Genomic DNA, 18,348 nt, shown 5'->3' on the forward strand with positions numbered 1-18,348 from the left:
GTGCCCGGCGATGACGACCGCGAAAGGGGAGCCCGCGCGCGCTCGACCGTCACGGTGGGCCCCTTATATCAACGCGACTCCCGGGCGTCAACGGTCGGGCGGCGCCGATTCCGGTTGCGGCCGCGGGCGGGTGTCCCCCACGGTGATGCCGGTCGGAGGAGGAGGTGCCCATGGAGCCGTGGAGCAGGCGGCTGCCACCGGGCGGACGGCCGTGCCCTGAGGACGGCGCCGCCCACCCGGCCTTTGACTTCCGGGCGGGACTCCGTCACTCTTGAGACTCACGCAGGCCACACGCACCGGGCTCGCCGGGCGGGAAGGAGAGCGCCATGAAGGGTGCCGCCGCCGTCGCCGAGATCCTCAAGCGCGAGGGAATCGAGTTCCTGATCGGCTATCCCGTCAACCCCATCATCGAGGCCGCTGCCCAGGCCGATATCCGGACGATCATCGTCCGCCAGGAGCGCGTGGGCCTCCACATGGCCGACGCGGTGAGCCGCCTCTCGTCCGGGCGTCGGATTGGCGTGTTCGCCATGCAGCACGGCCCGGGATCCGAGAACGCCTTCGGCGGCGTCGCCCAGGCCTACGGCGATTCGGTGCCGATCGTGGTGCTCCCGGGCGGCTACCCGCGGCGCCTGACCAACATCCCGCCCAACTTCAACTCGTTCCTGAACTATCGCCATGTCACCAAGTGGGTGGAGCAGGTGACGCTGGCCTCGGTCATCCCGGATGCCTTGCGGCGGGCCTTCACCCAGGTGAAGAACGGCCGACCCCGTCCGGTCCTCGTCGAGATCCCGACCGACGTCTTCGCCGAGGAGGTACCCGAGCCGCTCGCCTATCGCCCGGCGCCCCGGCTCCGCACGGCGCCCGACCCCCGAGGGGTGGCCGAGGTGGCGCAGGTGCTGGTCAACGCCGAGCGGCCGGTCATCTACGCCGGGCAGGGCGTGCACTACGCGCGGGCCTGGCAGTCGCTCCGCGAGCTGGCGGAGCTCCTGGAGGCGCCGGTGACCACGAGTCTCCAGGGGAAGAGCGCCTTCCCCGAGGATCATCCGTTGTCGCTCGGCTCGGGCGGCCGCTCCATCCCCAAAGCGCTCCACCACTTCCTCCAGCAGGCCGACGTGATCTTCGGGATCGGCTGCAGCTTCTCGACCAGCAACTACGCGGTGCCCATGCCGCCCGGCAAGGTCATCGTCCATGCCACGCTCGATGCCGCCGATCTCAACAAGGACGTCCCTGCCGAGCACGGGCTCATCGGCGACGCCGGGCTCACGCTGGAGGCCATGGTGGCCGAGGTGAAGGACCGCCTCCACGGGAGCCCGCGGGGCCGGGTGGCGCGCGTGGCCCAGGAGATCAAGACCGTCAAGACCGAGTGGCTCGCCCAGTGGATGCCGAAGCTCACCTCCGACGAGGTGCCGCTCTCTCCCTACCGCGTCATCTGGGATCTCCTCCACACCGTCGACGTGGCCGACACGATCATCACCCACGATGCCGGCAGTCCCCGCGACCAGCTCTCGCCCTTCTGGGAGTGCGTGGCGCCGCTGAGCTACATCGGGTGGGGGAAGACGACCCAGCTCGGCTACGGCCTGGGGCTCGCCCTGGGAGCCAAGCTGGCCGAGCCGGAGAAGCTCTGCGTCAACGTGTGGGGGGACGCGGCCATCGGCTTCACCGGCATGGACTTCGAGACCGCCGTCCGGGAGCGCATCCCCATCCTTTCCATCCTGCTGAACAACTTCTGCATGGCCATCGAGCTTCCCATCATGCAGGTGGCCACCGAAAAGTACCGGAGCACCGACATCTCGGGCAACTACGCGGAGATGGCCCGGGCCTTCGGCGGCTACGGGGAGCGCGTGACCGCGCCGGGCGAGATCGTCCCGGCCATCCGGCGAGCCATCCGCGAGACCCGGGAAGGTCGCCCGGCGCTCCTCGAGTTCATCACCGCCAAGGAGATCGGCTTCTCCCTCTTCAAGTGAATCCGACGGCGCCCGGCTACGAACTGGCGCTCACCGACGGGGTCGCGGAGATCCGGCTCGGCTGCGGGAAGGCCAACGCGCTGAATCCGCGGAGCGTGAGCGCCGTCGCCCGGGCCTTCGAGGACGCGGAGCACGCCGGCTCCCGCGGGGTGGTCCTCACCGGGTACGATCGCTACTTCTCGGCCGGCCTCGACCTCGTCTCGCTCTACGACCTCGAGCGGCCGGCCATGGACGCTTTCGTCCGCGAGTTCGATCGGACGATGCTCCGGGTCTTCGCCTTTCCGCGGCCGGTGGTGGCGGCCGTGAACGGGCACGCGGTCGCCGGCGGATGCATCCTGGCCCTGGCGTGCGACGCGCGACTCGTGCGCGAGGACGATGACGTCCGCATCGGCCTCAACGAGATCCGCCTCGGGCTCCCGTTCCCGGCCTCCGCCCTGGAGATCGCCCGCCAGGCCATCCCGACAGCGGCCCTCGAATCGGTGCTCTACGGTGGCGCCCTCTACCGCCCGGCCGAGGCGCTCGGTCGGGGATTCATCGATGGCCTGGCCTCCGGCGGAGACGTCCGGGCGGAGGCGCTGGTCCTCTGCCGGCGGCTCTGCGAGGCGCCGACCGACGCCTTCGCGACCATCAAGGGCGCGCTCAAAGACCCCGCGGTTCGCCGGGCGTCCGCCGCCCTCGACGAGCTGCGCCGGGCCTTCGTCGACGCCTGGTTCTCGCCCGAGGCGCGCCGGCGGATCGGGGAGGCCCGAAGCCGCCTCCGGGGCTGATACGTCTGCCGGACATAGCCTGGGCGGTGCTCAGCCGACGCGCGTCCGCGCGTCCGCGATCTCCTTGGCGAGCTCGGGCGGCGCGACTGCGAGGAACCGCTGGAACGACCCGATGGCCTCCGCGCCGTGTCCGAGCTTCTCCTCCACGATGCCCTTGCGGTACCAGGCCGTAGCGTTCCCGGGCAGGAGCTCGACCGCTCGCCCGTAACAGGCGAGCGCCTCCTCGAGCCGGTCCCGCGCCTCGAGGCACTGGGCCTTGTTGTCGAGGGCGAGCCCGTGGCAGGCCGGTTCGAGCTCGAGCACCCGGTCGAAGCAGTTGATCGCCTCCTCCAGGCGCCCCATCGCCATGAGACACCCGCCCTTGTCGTTCCAGGCGCGCCCGAACCACGGCGCCTGGCCGAGGGCGTGGTCGAGGGCGACGAGAGCGCGCTCGAACTGACCCTGTCGCGCGAGACGGAGCCCCCGGTCGGCCACCTCCTGAACCGGCGGCGGGATTGGCCGCGCAACCGGCGACGGCGCCGGCCTGGCCGCCGCCGGGGGGACGGGTTCCGAGGGCGAGGGGGCGGCAGGTGGCCGAGGCCGTCGGCACCGCTCGGCGGCACGCGCCGCGTCCGCATACGCGGGGTCGATCCCGAGCGCCTGCTCGTATGAGCGGAGGGCGTCGTCCGGCTGGCTCTGTCGCTCCAGGCACTCCCCGCGGTGGAACCAGCCCATGGCGAGGGCCCGGGTGTTGCGCGTCTCGAGGGCCAGCATCCGCTCCAGGGCGGGGACGGCCTCGGCGAAGCGGCCGAGGTCCTTCAGCGTCATGCCCTTGAAGTACCAGCACGCCGAGTCGTTCGGGTCGATGGCGAGGGCGTTCTCGAGGCAGGCGAGCGCGTCGTCACGCCTGCCCAGCTCTCTGAGCGCCACCGCCTTGTTCCGCCACGTCAGGACCAGCCGGGGGTCCAGCTCGAGGGCGCGGTCCAGGCTCGGGAGGGCCTCCTCGAAGCGCCGCGCCTGGTTGAGAGCGTGTCCGACGTTGTTGTGGACCATGGCCCGATCCGGCGCCAGCTCGGCCGCCTTGACCAGACAGGCCAGCGCCGCCTCGTGCCGGCCCAGCTGGCTCAGGCAGCTTCCCTGGCGGCTCCAGGCTTCGACATCCAGGGGGTCGAGGCGGGTCGCTTGCTCGTAGGCCTCGAGCGCCTCCGCCGGGCGCCGGAGGGCGACCAGGGTGTCACCGCGATTCCGCCGCGACACCGGAAGCTCGGAGTCGAGCCCGTCGGCGCGGTCGAACGCGGCGAGCGCCTCCTCGAGTCGCCCCAGGCGGTGGAGGCATCGGCCGCGGTTGTTCCAGCCGAGCGCGCTCGAGGGGTCCAGCTCGAGGCCGCGGTCGAGGCACTGGAGCGCCTCGTCGAGCCGGCCCAGGTCGCCCAGACACATCCCCTTGTTCCGCCAGGCGCGCGGGTTCTGCGGATCCAGGGCGAGCGCCCGGTCGTAGGCCGCGAGCGCCTCCTCCCGCCGACCCAGGCGGCCGAGCGCGTTCCCCTTGTTGTTCCAGGCGACGTCGCTGCCAGGATCGAGCGCGAGCGCCCGGTCGAAGCAGCCGACGGCGTCCTCGAAGCGATCCAGGTGCGCGAGGCTGATGCCCTTGTCGATCCACTCCCGGGCGTCGAGCTCGGCCGTCGCCGGCGGCCGCACGGCGGCGCCCCCCCGCTGCGCCAGGAGCGCCTCCAGCTCCGCCCGCAACGCCGCGAAGCCTGGATACCGCCGGGCGGGCTCTTTCTCGAGGCAGCGCCGGATGATCGGGAAGAGCGGCGAGTCGAGCGGCGGCACCGGCGCCTCCCGATGGAGGCGGTGCATGGCCGCCCAGAAGCGCCCGGCCGCGTCGGCCGTGGTGGGAAGGGGCGCCACGAACGGGAGCCGGCCGCCGGAAGCCATCTGGTAGAGCACGACGCCGAAGGCGTACACGTCGCTGCGCTCGTCGCAGGCGGCGGCGTCCGTGAACTGTTCGGGTGGCATGTGGGTGGGGGTGCCGGCGCCCTTTCCCTCCATCGTCTGGGCGGAGAGGCCCACCGTGTCCCCGTGGACGTGGAGCGTGACGTCGCGACCCTGGCGGGCGGCGATGACTCCCGCCAGGCCGAAGTCAGAGATCTTCACGCTCTTCTGCGCGTCGATGAGGATGTTGTCGGGCTTGATGTCGCGGTGGCACCGCACGCCGCGTGAGCCGGCGTATTCCATGCCGTGACAGAACTGGATCGCCCAGGTGAGGCTCTGGACCAGGTCCGGCGGCCGTCGCTTGAGATAGCCCGAGAGCGAGTTCAGGCCGTCCTCCCCGGGCGCCACGTACTGCGTGACGATGAAGAGCCGCTGGCCGATCTCGTCCACCAGGTAGGCCCGGACGAGGTAGGGATGCCGGTCGAGGTCGATCCAGACCCGGGCTTCCCGTCGGAAGAGTGCCCGCGTCTCGGCGTCGGCCAGGTACTCGTCGCGGAACGTCTTCAACGCGTAGACTTCGTGGGCCCCCAGTGAGTAGACGAGGTAGACCACCCCGAAACCGCCCTTGCCGAGGATGCCATGGACCTGGTAGTCCTGCCCGATCAGGTCGCCCTTCCGGTACGGCGTGCCGGGAATCGGCGCCGGAGCCGCCGGAGGCGTGACCGCTCCGGGCGGGGGAGCTGTCATGTCGCGCGCGCCGGCCGGCGCCTCCGCCGCGGGCGCCGCCTCCAGCTCGCGCAGCCGCTGGCGCGCCTGCGCGACCGCGTCGCCCAGCTCCGGAGGGGCCAGCTCGACGAACCGGCGCAGCGAGGCGGCCGCCTCCCGGACGCGCCCGAGCGCGTCCTCGGTCCGGGCCTTATTGAGCCACGCGACGACGTTGGCGGGATCGGCGGCGATCGCCCGCTCGCAGCTCTGGACCGCGTCCTCGCGCCGGCCGAGGGCGTTGAGGCACGCGGCGCGGTTGTTCCAGAACACCGAGATCGCGGGCTCCAGCTCGACGGCCTTGTCGTAGCAGGCGAGAGCCTCCTGGGGCCGCCCGGCGGCCTGGAGACAGTCGCCCCTGGCAAACCACGCGCCGGCCAGCCCGGGACCGAGCTGGATCGCCTCGTCGAGCACGGCCAGCGCCTCGTCGAGGCGGCCGAGCCCGGAGAGCGCGATCCCCTTGTTGACCCGGGCCGGGACGTTGCCGGGATCGGCCGCGAGCACCCGGTCGAGGTGCCGCAGGCCCTCCTGGACCCGCCCCTCGGCCAGGAGCCGTGTCGCCAGTTCGAGGACCGCCGCGGTCACGGGCCCGACAGCCGGGGCCGCCGGCCGGCTGGCGGCCGCGCCCGCCGGCCCAGGCTTCGCGCCGGAGAGATCCTCGATCACCCGCCGGGCCTGCTCGACCTGCTTGGCGTGCTCCGGGCGCGCCAGCTCGATGAAGCGCCGGAGCGACGCGATCGCGGCCTGGGCTCGCCCGAGCTGTTGCTCGACGACGCCCTTGTTGAGCCAGACGCGGTCATTGTCCGCGTCGATCTCCGCCGCGCGGTCGAAGCAGGCGAGCGCCTCCTCGAGACGCGCCAGCGCCATCAGGGCGTTGCCCTTGGAGAGCCACGCGCCGAGGAGGCGCGGATCGAGCCCCAGGGCCCGGGTGTAGCTGTCGACCGCCTCGGGATGCCGCTTGAGGCGCTGCAGCACGACGCCTCGGATGTACCACGCGGCGGCGAGGCCGGGGTCGGCCGCCACCGCCTGGTCGGCGTGCGTCAGAGCGGCGTCGAGTTGATCCTTGGCGGCGAGATCCCGGGCCTTGTTGGCGTTGGCCACGGCGGTCCCCCGGGTGAGAATCGCGTTGGCCTCGGCCGCGCGGCCGAGGTTCTGCAGGCAGACGGCCTTCGCCACCATGGCCGGCGTGTCCTTCTGGTCGATCTCGAGGCACCGGTCGAAGCAGACGAGCGCGTCCGCGAAGCGCCCGAGCTGGAGGAGCGCGTTCCCCTTGAACAGCCACGCCTCGCCGTCCCCCGGGCGGGCCCGGAGGACGCGATCGAACCAGGGAATCGCCTCCTCGTGACGTTCCCGCCCCACGAGGCCTTGCCCCCGCTGCTTCCAGGCCTCGATGTCTTGAGGGCTGGCCGGCTTGACGGCCTTCTTGAGGAGCGCTTGGCACCGGCCGCACGTGGTCGCGTCGTCGGTGTTCTTGTCGTAACCGCAGTGGGGGCAGGTCATCGCTACCGGAGCCCGAAGCCTCGGGCCATGAAGCTGGCGACGAAGACGATGACGACCACAAGCCCCATCTCGATGTGGTTGACGAGGTACAGCGCCCGCGCCGGCGACGTGTCCGGCATCTGGCCGCGGCGCAGCTCCGCGCGCCAGCGGATGAAGGTGAGCATGGGCCAGATCTCCAGCCCGAGGACGATCGCGAACAGCGCCATCTTGGCCCAGAAGAGCGGCGAGCCGAGGTAGAACTGCGTGCCCTTTTCCAGTCCGCCGAACGCGCGCAGCAACCCGGTGACGAGCCAGAGTCCGGCGGCGATACCCCAGGCGGTGTCGGCCGCGAAGAGGCTCCGGATGCGCTCGACATCGACGGGCCCCTTGAGGAAGCGTCCCCGCAGGAAGACGCTGGCGAGGCCGATCGGGAGCGCCAGCAGGTGGAGCGCGGACACGATGGCCGAGACCACGGGTCCACTATACCCGCCTCCGCGTATCGACCGGACGAGATGCGGCGGGCGCGGCCGGCACCCCAACGGCGAGCCCCTGGCCGGGCTTGGCGCCGTGGCCGCGGCTGATGGCGGATCCGCGTGATACGGCAGGCCTTTCTCGGCGGGACCGCCTGACGCGGACTCGCCCCCCGTCCGTCCATCGGATGGGCCGGGAACCGGCGCGCCGGTGAGCCCGTCTAACTGTCGCAGGCATCCATCCAAGACGACCGCGCTCACAGGGAGGAACGACCATGGGTGTGAAGCAGGTTGCGATGGTGGTGATTCCGGTCCTGCTCCTCGCCGTGCCCGGTGGGGCGCGGGGAGGGGAGATCCGCGTCGAGGCCCCGCACCTGGCCGCCGTCGTCGTCTATCCCGACCGGGCCGAGGTGACCCGCCGGGCATCCGTCACGGTCCCAGCCGGCGCCGGCGAGATCGTGTTCGAGAAGGTTCCACCCGGGATCGAGCGCGACTCGCTTCGCGTCTCGACCCGTGGCGTGCCGGCGCTCATCGGCGCCGTCGAGCTACGCGAGCAAGTCCAGGAACCGCCGAAGTCGCCGGAGTACGCCGCGGCCGACGACGAGGTCCGGCGGCTCGAGGTGGAGCTCGCCGGGCTGGACGCCGAGGACGCGGCCGACAAGGAGATGGCCGAATTCCTGCGGGCCCTCCGAGCGACCACCGGACAGCGCGCGGGAGAGCGATTGGCCGAGGGCAGGCCTGACCCCGAGGCGGTCCGGGGCCTCTTCGAGTTCGTGCGGGCCCAGGTCGACGATCTCGGCCGGCGCCTGGTGACGCGGCAGGAGCGGCGGAAGGCCGCCCAGGAGCGGCTCCAGATCGCCCGGGCTCGCCGGGACGCCGCCCGGCCGCGGGGCCCGATCCGCACGCGGACCGTGCGGGTCGCCCTGGAGGCCCGACAGGCGGGCGCGCTCGACGTCACCCTCGGGTACGTCGTTCCCGGGGCCCGCTGGCGTCCCGCCTACCGCGCCGTGCTCGACGCCGAGGGGTCCCGCATCGCGATCACGTCCGAGGCCGTCGTGGTCCAGCGGACCGGCGAGGACTGGGACGACGTCGAGCTGCAGCTCTCCACGTCGGCGCCCGCGCGGGGCGTCCAGCCGCCGGCGCTGAGCCCGGTCGTCCTTCGCGTGATCGAGGCGAGGTCGCGGGTCCTCGGGGGCGAGCTCGGATCGAAATCGGAGGGAGGCGCTGCCCGGGACGCTCTCCGCAGCGCGCCGGCCGCCCCCGCCGCGGTCCCGCCCAAGACGGCGACGCCCGGTGAGGCCCTCGAGGCCGAGGTCGTCCACACCGCCTACAACACGACCTTCGTCGTGCCGGGTCGGTCGTCGATTGCCGCCGACGGGCGTGACCACCGGGTGGTGCTGCGCAACCAGGATCTGGCGGCCACCCTGGGCTACCGGATCGTCCCCGCGGCGCGCGAGGAGGCGTATGTCGTCGCCAGGGCCACCGCGCCGGCCGACTACCCGCTGCTGGCCGGGCCGATGCGAGTGTTCGCCGGGGCCGCTTACGTCGGCCAGTTCGCCCTCCAGGAAGCGGGGCCCGGCGCCGAGCTCGAGCTGCCCTTCGGAGCCGACAACCGCGTGCGGGTGAAGCGCGTGGTGCTCACGCCGCGGCGCACCCGCGAGGGGCTCACGGGCCGGGATGAGCAGGTCGCCCACGCTTTCCGCACCGAGATCGAAAACCTGCGCGACCGCGCGGTCACCGTGGTGGTCGAGGACCAGGTGCCGGTGAGCGAGGATGAGCGGATCACGGTGAAGCGCGGCGACGGCACCACCCCGGGCTTTCGCGAGGTGCGGGATCGCCCGGGTGTCCTGGAATGGGACGTCCCGCTCGGCCCGCGGCAGAAGAAGGAGATCGTCCTCGAGTACGCCGTCCGCCACCCGAAGGGCCTGCCGGTCGCCGGAGGGCGGTAGCCCCGGGCCTCAGGTCCGCCGCAGGCGGAAGTTGAAGCGACGCACCTCGAACTGCTGGTTCGGGTTCGGCGTGAACTCCACGTACTTCTGGAGCCCGTAGTCCTCGTAGGGTTGGATCACGACGATCCAGGGGTGATGCTCGAGGAAGATCTTGGTCATCTTCCGGTAGGATTCCCCCCGGAACTTCTCGTCCAGGCTGAAGCGGGCGGCCTGTCCCAGCTCGTCGAACTCGGGATGGCGCCAGTAGTCCTGCGGTCCGCCCGGGGCCAGGAGCCGCCACATCATGCCGTCGGGATCGCCGAGCGTCGAGGTGGGGTCCGACCACCAGAGGCCCTTGAACGTCCGGTCGCGGTTCTTCTGGGCACGCACCGAGTACTCGATCACCTCGACCACGACGTTGACGCCCACGTCCTTCCACATCCCGGCGATGGCCTCCGACATGGGCTTGTCGTTGGCGGTGTAGCCCACGGTGGTCTCGAGGTAGATGGGCTCGTTCCGGTACCCCGCCTTCTTGAGCCGCTCTCTGGCCTCCTTCGGGTCGTAGGCGAGCGGAGGCAGGGCCGCATCGTAATGGACGTCGCCCCTGGCGATGGGGCCGTTGGGCACGATCCCGCGGCCCCGCCAGAGCTCCTTCACGATCGCCTCGCGATCGATGGCCAGCGACAGCGCCTGCTTCACCAGCGGGTGGCCGAGCGGCGGGACTTTCGAGTTGACGGCCAGCACGTAGAGCCCGGCATAGAGGGCGCCCACCACCCGGGTCGAGGGATGGGTCGCGACGCGCTCCCCGTGATCCGGCGGAAGCTGGGTGATGACGTCGGCCTCACCCTTGAGGAGCGCGGCCACCCGCGGCGCCGTCTCGGGAATCGGGCGGAAGACGACGCGGTCCACGTCGATCTTCCCGCCCCAGTAGTCGGGATTCGCCTCCAGCACGAGCCTGTCGTCCTTGACCCACGAGACGAAGCGGACCGGGCCGGTGCCGAGGGGCTTCGCGTTGAAGGCGTCGCCGCCGACCGCCTCCAGGTATTTCTTGGGCACGATCTGGCCGCCGTAGAAGGCGAGGCGGGCCGGCAGCAGCGGGTCGGGCTGCCGGGTGTGGATGACGAGCGTGGACGGATCCGGCGCCTCGATCCGGTCGATGACCGTGAACACGGTGTTGACGCGCGCCTTCACCGCCGGGTCGTAGGTCCGCTCGAGGCTGAACTTCGCATCGGCCGAGCTGAATGGGTCGCCGTTGTGCCACCGGACACCCGGGCGAAGCCTGAACTGCCAGGTGGTCGGGCCGGTGGTCTTCCACTCGGTCGCGAGCCCGGGCTGGAGCTTGCCGTCCGGATGGCGGCTCACCAGGTTGTCGAAGAGGTTGAAGGTGACGCGGATGTCGTTCGACGACGTCGAGAAGTGGGGGTCGAGCTTGGAGATGTCACCCCCCTGCGCGACGACCAGCTCCCGCTTCGGGGTGGTCTGGGCGGTTCCCGGCCGGCCCTCGGCGAGCAAACCGCCGGCCGCCACGGCCCCGAGTCCGAGCGCCTTCAGAAAATCGCGACGGCTCTCCATGTCGACCACCGACTCGATCACGGCGCTCCCCGAGGGGGCGTCAGGCGCGGCGCATCCGGAGGTTGAAGCGCCGGAGCTCCAGCGCCTGGTTCGGGTTCGGCGTGAACTCGACGTGCTTCTGGAGCCCGTAGTCCTCGTAGGGCTGGATCACGAGGATCCAGGGGTTGTACTCGAGGAACAGCTCGGTCATTCGCTTGTAGGCCTGGCTCCGGAACTTCTCGTCGATGGAGAAGCGGGCGGCGTTGCCCAGCTCGTCGAACTCCGGGTGCCGCCAGTAATCGTGGGGCCCGCCGGGGCTCATGAGCCGCCACATCATGCCGTCGGGATCGCGGAGCGTCGAGGTCGGATCGGACCACCAGAGGCCTTTGAACGTCCGCTCCCGGTTCTTCTGGGCCCGCACCGAGAACTCGATCACCTCGACCACGACGTTGATCCCCACGTCCTTCCACATGGCGGCGATCGCCTCGGACATCGGCTTGTCGTTGGCAATGAGCCCGACGGTCGTCTCGAGGTAGATCGGCTCGCCCTTGTACCCGGACTTCTTCACCAGCTCGCGCGCCTCCTTGGGGTCGTACTTGAGGGGCGGCAGGCCGACGTCGTAGTGGTTGTCGCCCTTGGCGATCGGCCCGTTCGGCACCACGCCGCGCCCGCGCCACAGCTCCTTGACGATCGCCTCCCGGTCCACCGCGAGCTGCATCGCCTTCTTGAGGGTCCAGTTGTTGAGGGGCGCCACCTTGGAGTTCGTGCCCAGCACGTAGAGACCGGCGTAGAGCGCCGAGGCGCCCTTGGTCGTGGGGCTCTGATTGACGCGGTCCCAGTGGTCGGGGGTGAGCTGGGTGATCACGTCGAGCTCGCCCTTGACCAGCCCGGCCACCCGCGGCGCCGTCTCCGGGATCGGCCGGAAAATCACGCGGTCCACGTCGATCTTCCCCCCCCAGTAATCGGGGTTGGCCTCCAGCACGAGCTTGTCGTCCTTGGTCCAGGAGGCGAACCGCACGGGACCGGTGCCGACCGGCTTCGCGTTGAAGGCGTCGGCGCCGGCCTGCTCGAGGTACTTCTTGGGGACGATCTGGCCCCCGTAGAAGGCGAGGCGGGCCGGGAGGAGCGGGTCCGGCTTCTTGGTGTGGAAGACCACCGTGGAGGCATCGGGCGCCTCGATGCGGTCGATCGTGGTGAAGACGCTCGACACCATCGTCTTCACGTTGGGGTCGTAGGTCCGCTCGATCGAGAACTTGACGTCGGCCGAGCTGAACGGATCGCCGTTGTGGAAGCGGACGCCCGGCCGGAGCTTGAAGGTCCAGGACGTCGGGGTGCTGTTCTTCCACTCGAGGGCCAGCCCGGGATTCAGCTTGTCGTCCGGGTGGCGGTTGGTCAGGTTGTCGAAGACGTTGAAGGAGACCCGGATGTCGTTCGACGACGTCGAGAAGTGGGGGTCGAGCTTGGAGATGTCACCTCCCTGCGCGACGACCAGCTCCCGCTTCTGGGTGGTCTGGGCGGCTCCCGGGCGCCCCTCGCCGAGCAGGCCGCCGGCCGCCGCGGCCCCGAGTCCGAGCGTCTTCAGAAAATCGCGACGACTGTCCATGTCCGTTCTCCCTCCGAACGTGTCGTGGTCAAGCCCGCGGCGCCAGCTCCTCGCGGAGCCGCCGGGCGGCGATCGCCGCCTCGTCCTCGCGCAGGCAGTGGGGATCCAGCAGCAGCGCGTCCTGGAAGACGCGCACCATGATCGGCGGCTCGCCCCGGCGCAGCGCCTCCATGACGGCTTCCGGAGTGAGCCCGGTCAGGCCGCGGTCGAGCTCGACGAGCACCGTCGGCGCCGTCCAGACCGACCAGTCGTCCTCGAGGCGGACGCGGACGCCGGGCAGTCCCGCGGCGGCCTCTGCGATCAGCCGGGCCTCGGCCAGGTGTTGGTCCCACTCGGCCCGGTGGTCCTCGTGGAGGAAGAGCTCGAGGGCGGTGACGAGGCCGACGATGTCTTCCTTGCTCACCTTGCAGGGCCGACCGATCGCGGCATTCGGCGCCCCGTTGACGGCCGCCGCCCGGATCAGCTCCGCCCGCCCGAGCAGCAGACCGCTGCCCTGGGGGCCGCGGATGCCCTTGCCGCCGCTGTAGATGACGAGGTCGGCGCCGAGGGCCGTCCATCGGGTGAGGTGGGCGACCGGGGGAAGGGTGGATGCCGCGTCGACGATCAGCGGCCGGCCGTGAGCGTGGGCGATCTCAGCCATGCGCTCGTCGGAGACCCCGCGCCCGCCGAGGCGCGGCGACACGATGAAGACCAGGGCGGCAGTCCGGTCGCCGATGGCGGCCTCGACCTCGGAGGGCGTGCACGCCTCGGCGCTGCCTACCTCCACGAGGCGGGCCCCGGCCGTCCGCAGCGCCTGGTCGTACTGGATCCGCTGGCACCGCTGGATGACGAGCTCGTTCGGCATGCCGCTCGTGTCGGGGAGCCGCCGGATGCGCTCAGGATCGGTTCCCGCCATGCAGGCCGCCGCGGCCAGCAGGAGGCCGCCCGCCGAGCCCGAGGTCACGTGGGCCGCCTCGACCCCGATCAGCCGGGCGATGTGCTCGCCCGCCCGGGCGTTCAGCTCCGCCATGTCCACGAAGGCCGTGGCCGCCTCGGCCATGGCGTCGAGGACGGGCTTGGGCATGAGCGAGCCGCTGGCCATCGTGTTCATCCCGCGCGCGTTGACGATCGGCCGGACACCGAGCCGCGTGTAGATGTCGGTCACGCGGTAGACTGTACCATGGACGGGCGACCGCACAACCCCGAGTGAAGAGGAGGCGCCATGCGCGGGAGGCAGATCAGGGAGAAGCTCCGGGCGGGCCGCCCGGTATTCACGGTCGGCCTCAAATTCCACGCGCCGCGCCTGGTCGAGATGCTGGCCCGGAGCGGGGCCGACCAGATCTTCCTCGACGCCGAGCACGGGCCGCTCTCCGAGCGCGAGTGCGAGGAGATGGTTCGCGCGGCCGACCTCTTCGACGTGCCGGTGTCGATCCGGGTGCCGGTCAATGCCGCGCACGTCATCCTCCGCTACCTCGACATCGGCACCTCCACCATCCTGGTCCCGCACGTGACCACGCGGGCCGATGCCGAGCAGGCCGTCCGGGCGGTCAAGTATCCGCCTGAGGGGGAACGGAGCTTCGCGCTCGGGCGCGGCGCCGAGCGCCACGGGCTTTCCCCGGCGGAGTACGTGCGGCGCGCCAACGACGAGACGGTGGTGCTCGCCCTGTTCGAAGACGTGGCCGGGCTCGGCGAGGTCGAGGCGATCGGCCGCGTGCCGGGGATCGACGGTCTCCACGTCGGCGCCTACGATCTCGCGGCCTCGATGGGATATCCGGGACAGCCGTGGCGCGACGACGTCCAGGCCGTCGTCGAGCGCGTCCGTCAAACCTGCCGGACCCTCGGGTTGCCGTTCGGCACCGTGCCGCGTGACCGGGCCGACCTCCGGCGGCAGATCGAGGGCGGCTGCCAGCTCATCACGGTCTCGACGCTCGAGTGGGGGATCGAGCTGACCCGCGAGACGGTCGCCGAGCTCGCCAAACTGGGGCCGGCCGGCTGAACGACACCCGGCCGCCGCGGCCGCGCCAGCCGGTCGCCGCCCGGCTCCGCCAGCCACGCCGGATGGACTCTTGACCGCTTCCGAGTCCGGTCGGCGCGTCCCGCCCCGGGAGGCGTCGCCGGCGCTTGACAAGCCGTCCGGCGGCTCCTAGTATCCGGCCAAGCACCTCCCCGACGTCCGGATACTCCTCTGCTTCAGAAGGGGACGCCTAATGATCCCTGCCGCGTTCGAGTACCACGTCCCGACTTCGATCGCCGAGGCCACCGCTCTGCTGACTCGACTCGGCGACGACGCGAAGGTCGTCTCCGGGGGTCAGAGCCTCATCCCGCTGATGAAGCTGCGGCTGGCCACGCCCCGGCATCTCGTCGACATCAACCGCATTCCCGGGCTCGCCTACATTCGGCAGGCCGACGGCGTCCTGCAGATCGGCGCGCTCGCCCGGGAATCGGATCTCGAGGACTCCGACCTCATCGGCACGCGATATCCGATCCTGGCCGACACCAGCCGGGTCATTGCCGACCCGCTGGTCCGCAACCTGGCGACCGTCTGCGGTAACCTGGCCCACGCGGACCCCGCCAACGACCACCCGGCGACCATGCTGGCCCTGGGGGCGGAGGTGGTGGCGGCGGGGCCGAACGGGGAGCGGCGGATCCCCGTCCGGTCCCTGTTCACGGGTCCCTTCACGACGACGCTGGCCCCCGACGAGATCATCGTCGAGATCCGGGTTCCGGCCCCTCCGGCGCGCAGCGGCGGGGCTTACCTGAAGCTCGAGCGAAAGGTCGGGGACTTCGCCACGGCCGCGGTGGCTGCCCAGCTGACGCTCGGCCCCGACGGAGCCTGTCAGCGCGCCGGCATCGGCCTGACCAACGTCGGCGCCACCCCGATCGAGGCGGGCCGAGCGGAACGCTTCCTGGCCGGCAAACGGCCGGACGACGCGGTGATCAGGCAAGCGGCCGAGCTGGCGGCCGAAGAGTCCCAGCCCACGTCGGATCTCCGGGGCCCGGCCGAGTACAAGCGGGACCTCGTCCGCGTGCTGGCGGCCCGCGCGATCCGGCGCGCCCTGGAACGGGCCGGTGGAGGGAGGTGAAGGCCATGCGCGTCGAAGTCACGATCAACCGGGAGAGGTACGCGAGCGACGTGGAGCCGCGACTCCTGCTCGTCCACCTGATCCGTGACGTCCTCCGGCTGACCGGCACCCACATCGGCTGCGATACGACGCACTGTGGAGCCTGCACGGTGCTCCTCGACGGACGGCCCGTCAAGTCGTGCACGGTCTTCGCCGTCCAGGCGCACGGGCGGGAGCTCATGACGGTGGAGGGCCTGGAGCAAGACGGCAATCTCCATCCGGTCCAGGAAGGCTTCATGCAGGAGCACGGGCTCCAGTGCGGATACTGCACGCCCGGCATGCTCATGACGAGCTACGCCTTCCTGCGAAAGGCCAAGGATCCCACCGAGGACGAGATCCGCCTCGCCATCTCCGGCAACCTCTGCCGGTGCACCGGCTACGTGAATATCGTCAAGGCGATCCAGCACGCAGCCGCGAGGCTGCGGCAGGGAGGGACATGATGCCCCCCAGGACGACGCCCGAGATCGGCGGGATGGGGCACTCGCTGAAGCGGAAGGAGGATCCCCGCTTCATCCGGGGCAAGGGCACGTACGTGGACGACGTCCAGCTCCCGGGCATGCTCTATCTCGACATCGTCCGGAGCCCCTTCGCTCACGCCCGGATCAAGAAGATCGATGCCTCCCGGGCCCTGGCCGTTCCCGGGGTGCTGGCCGTCATCACCGGGCAGGACCTGGCCAAGTACAACCTCCACTGGATGCCGACATTGATGTCCGACACGCAGATGGTGCTGCCGGTGGAGAAGGTGATGTACCAGGCCCAGGAGGTGGCGGCGGTCCTGGCCACCGACCGCTACCTGGCCGCCGATGGGGTCGACGCCGTGGAGGTCGAGTACGAGCCGCTCCCGGTCGTCGTCGATCCGAGGAAGGCTCTCGAGCCCGGCGCCCCCGTGCTGCGGACCGACAAGAAGGACAAGAAGGACAACCACATCTGGCACTGGGAGTGGGGCGACCGGGCCGCGACCGACCGCGCCTTTCAGGGGGCGGACGTCACCGTCAAGGAAGACATCTACCTTCCCCGGATCCACGTGGCCTCGATCGAGACCTGCGGCTGCGTGGCCCACTTCGACAAGGTGACCGGGAAGCTCACGGTCTGGATGACCACTCAGGCGCCCCACGCCATCCGGACGGTCTTCGCCCTCGTCGCCGGGCACGTCGGCCTCGAGGAGCACAAGATCCGGATCATCTCGCCCGACATCGGGGGCGGCTTCGGCGGCAAGGTGCCCGTGTATCCGGGGTACGTGATCGCGGTGGCCGCCTCGGTGCTCACCGGCAAGCCCGTCAAGTGGATCGAGGATCGGATGGAGAACCTCCAGGCCGACTCCTTCGCCCGCGACTACCACATCACCGCCGAGCTGGCGGCGACCAGGGACGGCCGCCTGACCGCGCTCCGGATCAAGACGCTGGCCGACCACGGCTACGCCGACGCGGCCGCCAACCCCTCCAAGTTCCCGGCCGGACTCTTCCACATCTGCACCGGCTCCTACGACTTCAAGGCGGCCCACGTGGAGGTGGACGGCGCCTACACCAACAAGCCGCCCGGCGGCATCGCCTACCGGTGCTCCTTCCGCGTCACCGAGGCGGTTCACACCATCGAGCGGATGGCCGACCTCATGGCCCACCAGCTCGGCATGGATCCGGCCGAGTTCCGCCTCAAGAACTTCATCAAGCCCGAGCAGTTCCCGTACCGCTCGGCCCTCGGGTGGGAGTACGACAGCGGCGACTACGCCGGGGCCCTCCGGAAGGCCATGGAGAAGATCGGCTACGCCAACCTCCGGCGGGAGCAGGCCGAAAAGCGTCAGCGCGGGGAGCTGATGGGCATCGGGATCTCGAGCTTCACCGAGATCGTGGGGGCGGGGCCGTCGAAGCACTTCGACATCCTGGGACTCAAGATGTTCGACAGCTGCGAGATCCGGATCCACCCGACCGGCAAGGCCATCGCGCGCTTCGGGACCAAGTCCCAGGGGCAGGGCCACGAGACCACCTACGCCCAGATCCTGGCCGAAGAGCTGGGCATCCCGGCCAAGGACATCCAGGTGGAGGAAGGCGACACCGACACCGCGCCCTACGGCCTCGGCACCTACGCGAGCCGCTCGACGCCGGTCGCCGGCGCGGCGGCCGCGATGGCCGCCCGCAAGATCCGGGACAAGGCCCGGAAGCTCGCTGCCCACCTCCTGGAAGCGGCCGAAGAGGACCTCCTGTGGGAGCCGGGGAAGTTCTCGGTGAAGGGCGCCCCCGGCCGCGCCAAGACCATCCAGGAGATCGCGTTCGCGGCGTACACGAACCACCCGCAAGGGATGGAGGCCGGGCTGGAGGCGGTCTCCTACTACGACCCGCCGAGCCTGACCTATCCCTTCGGCAGCTACATCTGCGTGGTGGACGTCGACAAGGGGACGGGGGAGGTCAAGGTCCGGCGCTTCGTGGCGGTGGACGACTGCGGGAACATCATCAATCCCATGATCGTCGAGGGGCAGATCCACGGCGGGCTCACCATGGGGCTGGCGCCGGCGCTCTACGAAGAGATCTCGTACGACGAGCAGGGCAACATCCGGGGCGGCAGCTTCATCGATTACCTGGTGCCGACGGCGGTCGAGACTCCGAAGTGGGAGACCGACAAGACGTGCACGCCGTCCCCTCACCATCCGCTGGGGGCGAAGGGCGTCGGGGAGTCGGCCACGGTGGGGGCGCCGGCCGCCATCGCCAACGCGGTGGTGGACGCCCTCTGGCACCTCGGGGTGCGTCACGTGGACATTCCGATCACCCCGGCCAAGGTGTGGAAGCTGCTCCGGGAGCACGGCGTCACCGAGTAGCCG

Annotated in this window: 11 protein-coding genes and 1 pseudogene; 7 read left to right on the plus strand and 5 right to left on the minus strand. The window is 71.0% G+C overall.

Annotation, left to right across the window (positions count from 1 at the left end; genetic code table 11):
• Positions 1 to 320 precede the first annotated feature (320 nt).
• Positions 321 to 1,964: pseudogene (locus tag VGW35_12810) on the plus strand (thiamine pyrophosphate-requiring protein).
• Positions 1,961 to 2,731 carry an enoyl-CoA hydratase/isomerase family protein gene (locus tag VGW35_12815; protein ID HEV8308536.1) on the plus strand — a complete coding sequence of 257 codons (771 nt, stop codon included), beginning with the start codon at positions 1,961 to 1,963 and terminating at the stop codon, positions 2,729 to 2,731. The pseudogene VGW35_12810 and the gene VGW35_12815 overlap by 4 nt, the downstream one beginning before the upstream one ends.
• A 30-nt stretch (positions 2,732 to 2,761) precedes the next feature.
• Here the strand turns inward: VGW35_12815 and VGW35_12820 are convergent, their stop codons facing one another.
• Both VGW35_12820 and VGW35_12825 read right to left on the minus strand, forming a co-directional pair.
• Positions 2,762 to 6,907 (minus strand): tetratricopeptide repeat protein, encoded by a 4,146-nt coding sequence (locus tag VGW35_12820; protein ID HEV8308537.1) that lies wholly within the window; start codon positions 6,905 to 6,907, stop codon positions 2,762 to 2,764.
• Between the two features lie 2 nt (positions 6,908 to 6,909).
• Positions 6,910 to 7,359, minus strand: coding sequence for a DUF2214 family protein (locus VGW35_12825; GenBank protein ID HEV8308538.1), 450 nt, complete (start codon positions 7,357 to 7,359; stop codon positions 6,910 to 6,912).
• 272 nt (positions 7,360 to 7,631) lie between these two features.
• Here VGW35_12825 and VGW35_12830 point away from each other — a divergent pair, with 272 nt between their 5' ends.
• Positions 7,632 to 9,305 carry a mucoidy inhibitor MuiA family protein gene (locus VGW35_12830; protein HEV8308539.1) on the plus strand — a complete coding sequence of 558 codons (1,674 nt, stop codon included), beginning with the start codon at positions 7,632 to 7,634 and terminating at the stop codon, positions 9,303 to 9,305.
• A gap of 9 nt (positions 9,306 to 9,314) precedes the next feature.
• On the opposite strand, the gene VGW35_12835 is transcribed toward VGW35_12830, so the two are convergent.
• Genes VGW35_12835 through VGW35_12845 form a run of 3 tightly spaced genes read right to left on the minus strand, consistent with a single transcriptional unit; the run spans position 9,315 to position 13,582 of the window.
• Positions 9,315 to 10,877, minus strand: a complete 1,563-nt coding sequence (locus VGW35_12835) for an ABC transporter substrate-binding protein (protein ID HEV8308540.1) — start codon at positions 10,875 to 10,877, stop codon at positions 9,315 to 9,317.
• A gap of 19 nt (positions 10,878 to 10,896) precedes the next feature.
• Positions 10,897 to 12,438, minus strand: a complete 1,542-nt coding sequence (locus tag VGW35_12840) for an ABC transporter substrate-binding protein (protein HEV8308541.1) — start codon at positions 12,436 to 12,438, stop codon at positions 10,897 to 10,899.
• 28 nt (positions 12,439 to 12,466) lie between these two features.
• On the minus strand, positions 12,467 to 13,582 hold the full coding sequence (locus tag VGW35_12845; protein HEV8308542.1) for an aminotransferase class V-fold PLP-dependent enzyme: 1,116 nt from the start codon (positions 13,580 to 13,582) through the stop codon (positions 12,467 to 12,469).
• Positions 13,583 to 13,639: 57 nt separating this feature from the next.
• Between VGW35_12845 and VGW35_12850 the strand changes: the two genes are divergently transcribed.
• The 4 genes from VGW35_12850 (at position 13,640) to VGW35_12865 (ending at position 18,345) form a co-directional block, all read left to right on the plus strand.
• On the plus strand, positions 13,640 to 14,413 hold the full coding sequence (locus VGW35_12850; protein ID HEV8308543.1) for an aldolase/citrate lyase family protein: 774 nt from the start codon (positions 13,640 to 13,642) through the stop codon (positions 14,411 to 14,413).
• A 211-nt stretch (positions 14,414 to 14,624) separates the two neighbouring features.
• The gene (locus VGW35_12855; protein ID HEV8308544.1) at positions 14,625 to 15,500 is read left to right on the plus strand and encodes a xanthine dehydrogenase family protein subunit M; all 876 of its coding nucleotides are present in this window, start codon (positions 14,625 to 14,627) and stop codon (positions 15,498 to 15,500) included.
• A 5-nt stretch (positions 15,501 to 15,505) separates the two neighbouring features.
• Positions 15,506 to 15,979, plus strand: a complete 474-nt coding sequence (locus VGW35_12860; GenBank protein ID HEV8308545.1) for a (2Fe-2S)-binding protein — start codon at positions 15,506 to 15,508, stop codon at positions 15,977 to 15,979.
• On the plus strand, positions 15,976 to 18,345 hold the full coding sequence (locus VGW35_12865) for an aerobic carbon-monoxide dehydrogenase large subunit (GenBank protein HEV8308546.1): 2,370 nt from the start codon (positions 15,976 to 15,978) through the stop codon (positions 18,343 to 18,345). Before VGW35_12860 ends, VGW35_12865 begins: the two co-directional genes overlap by 4 nt.
• The last annotated feature ends 3 nt before the right edge of the window (positions 18,346 to 18,348 follow it).

This window comes from Candidatus Methylomirabilota bacterium (assembly GCA_036005065.1).
Lineage (GTDB): Bacteria > Methylomirabilota > Methylomirabilia > Rokubacteriales > DASRDR01 > DASYQW01.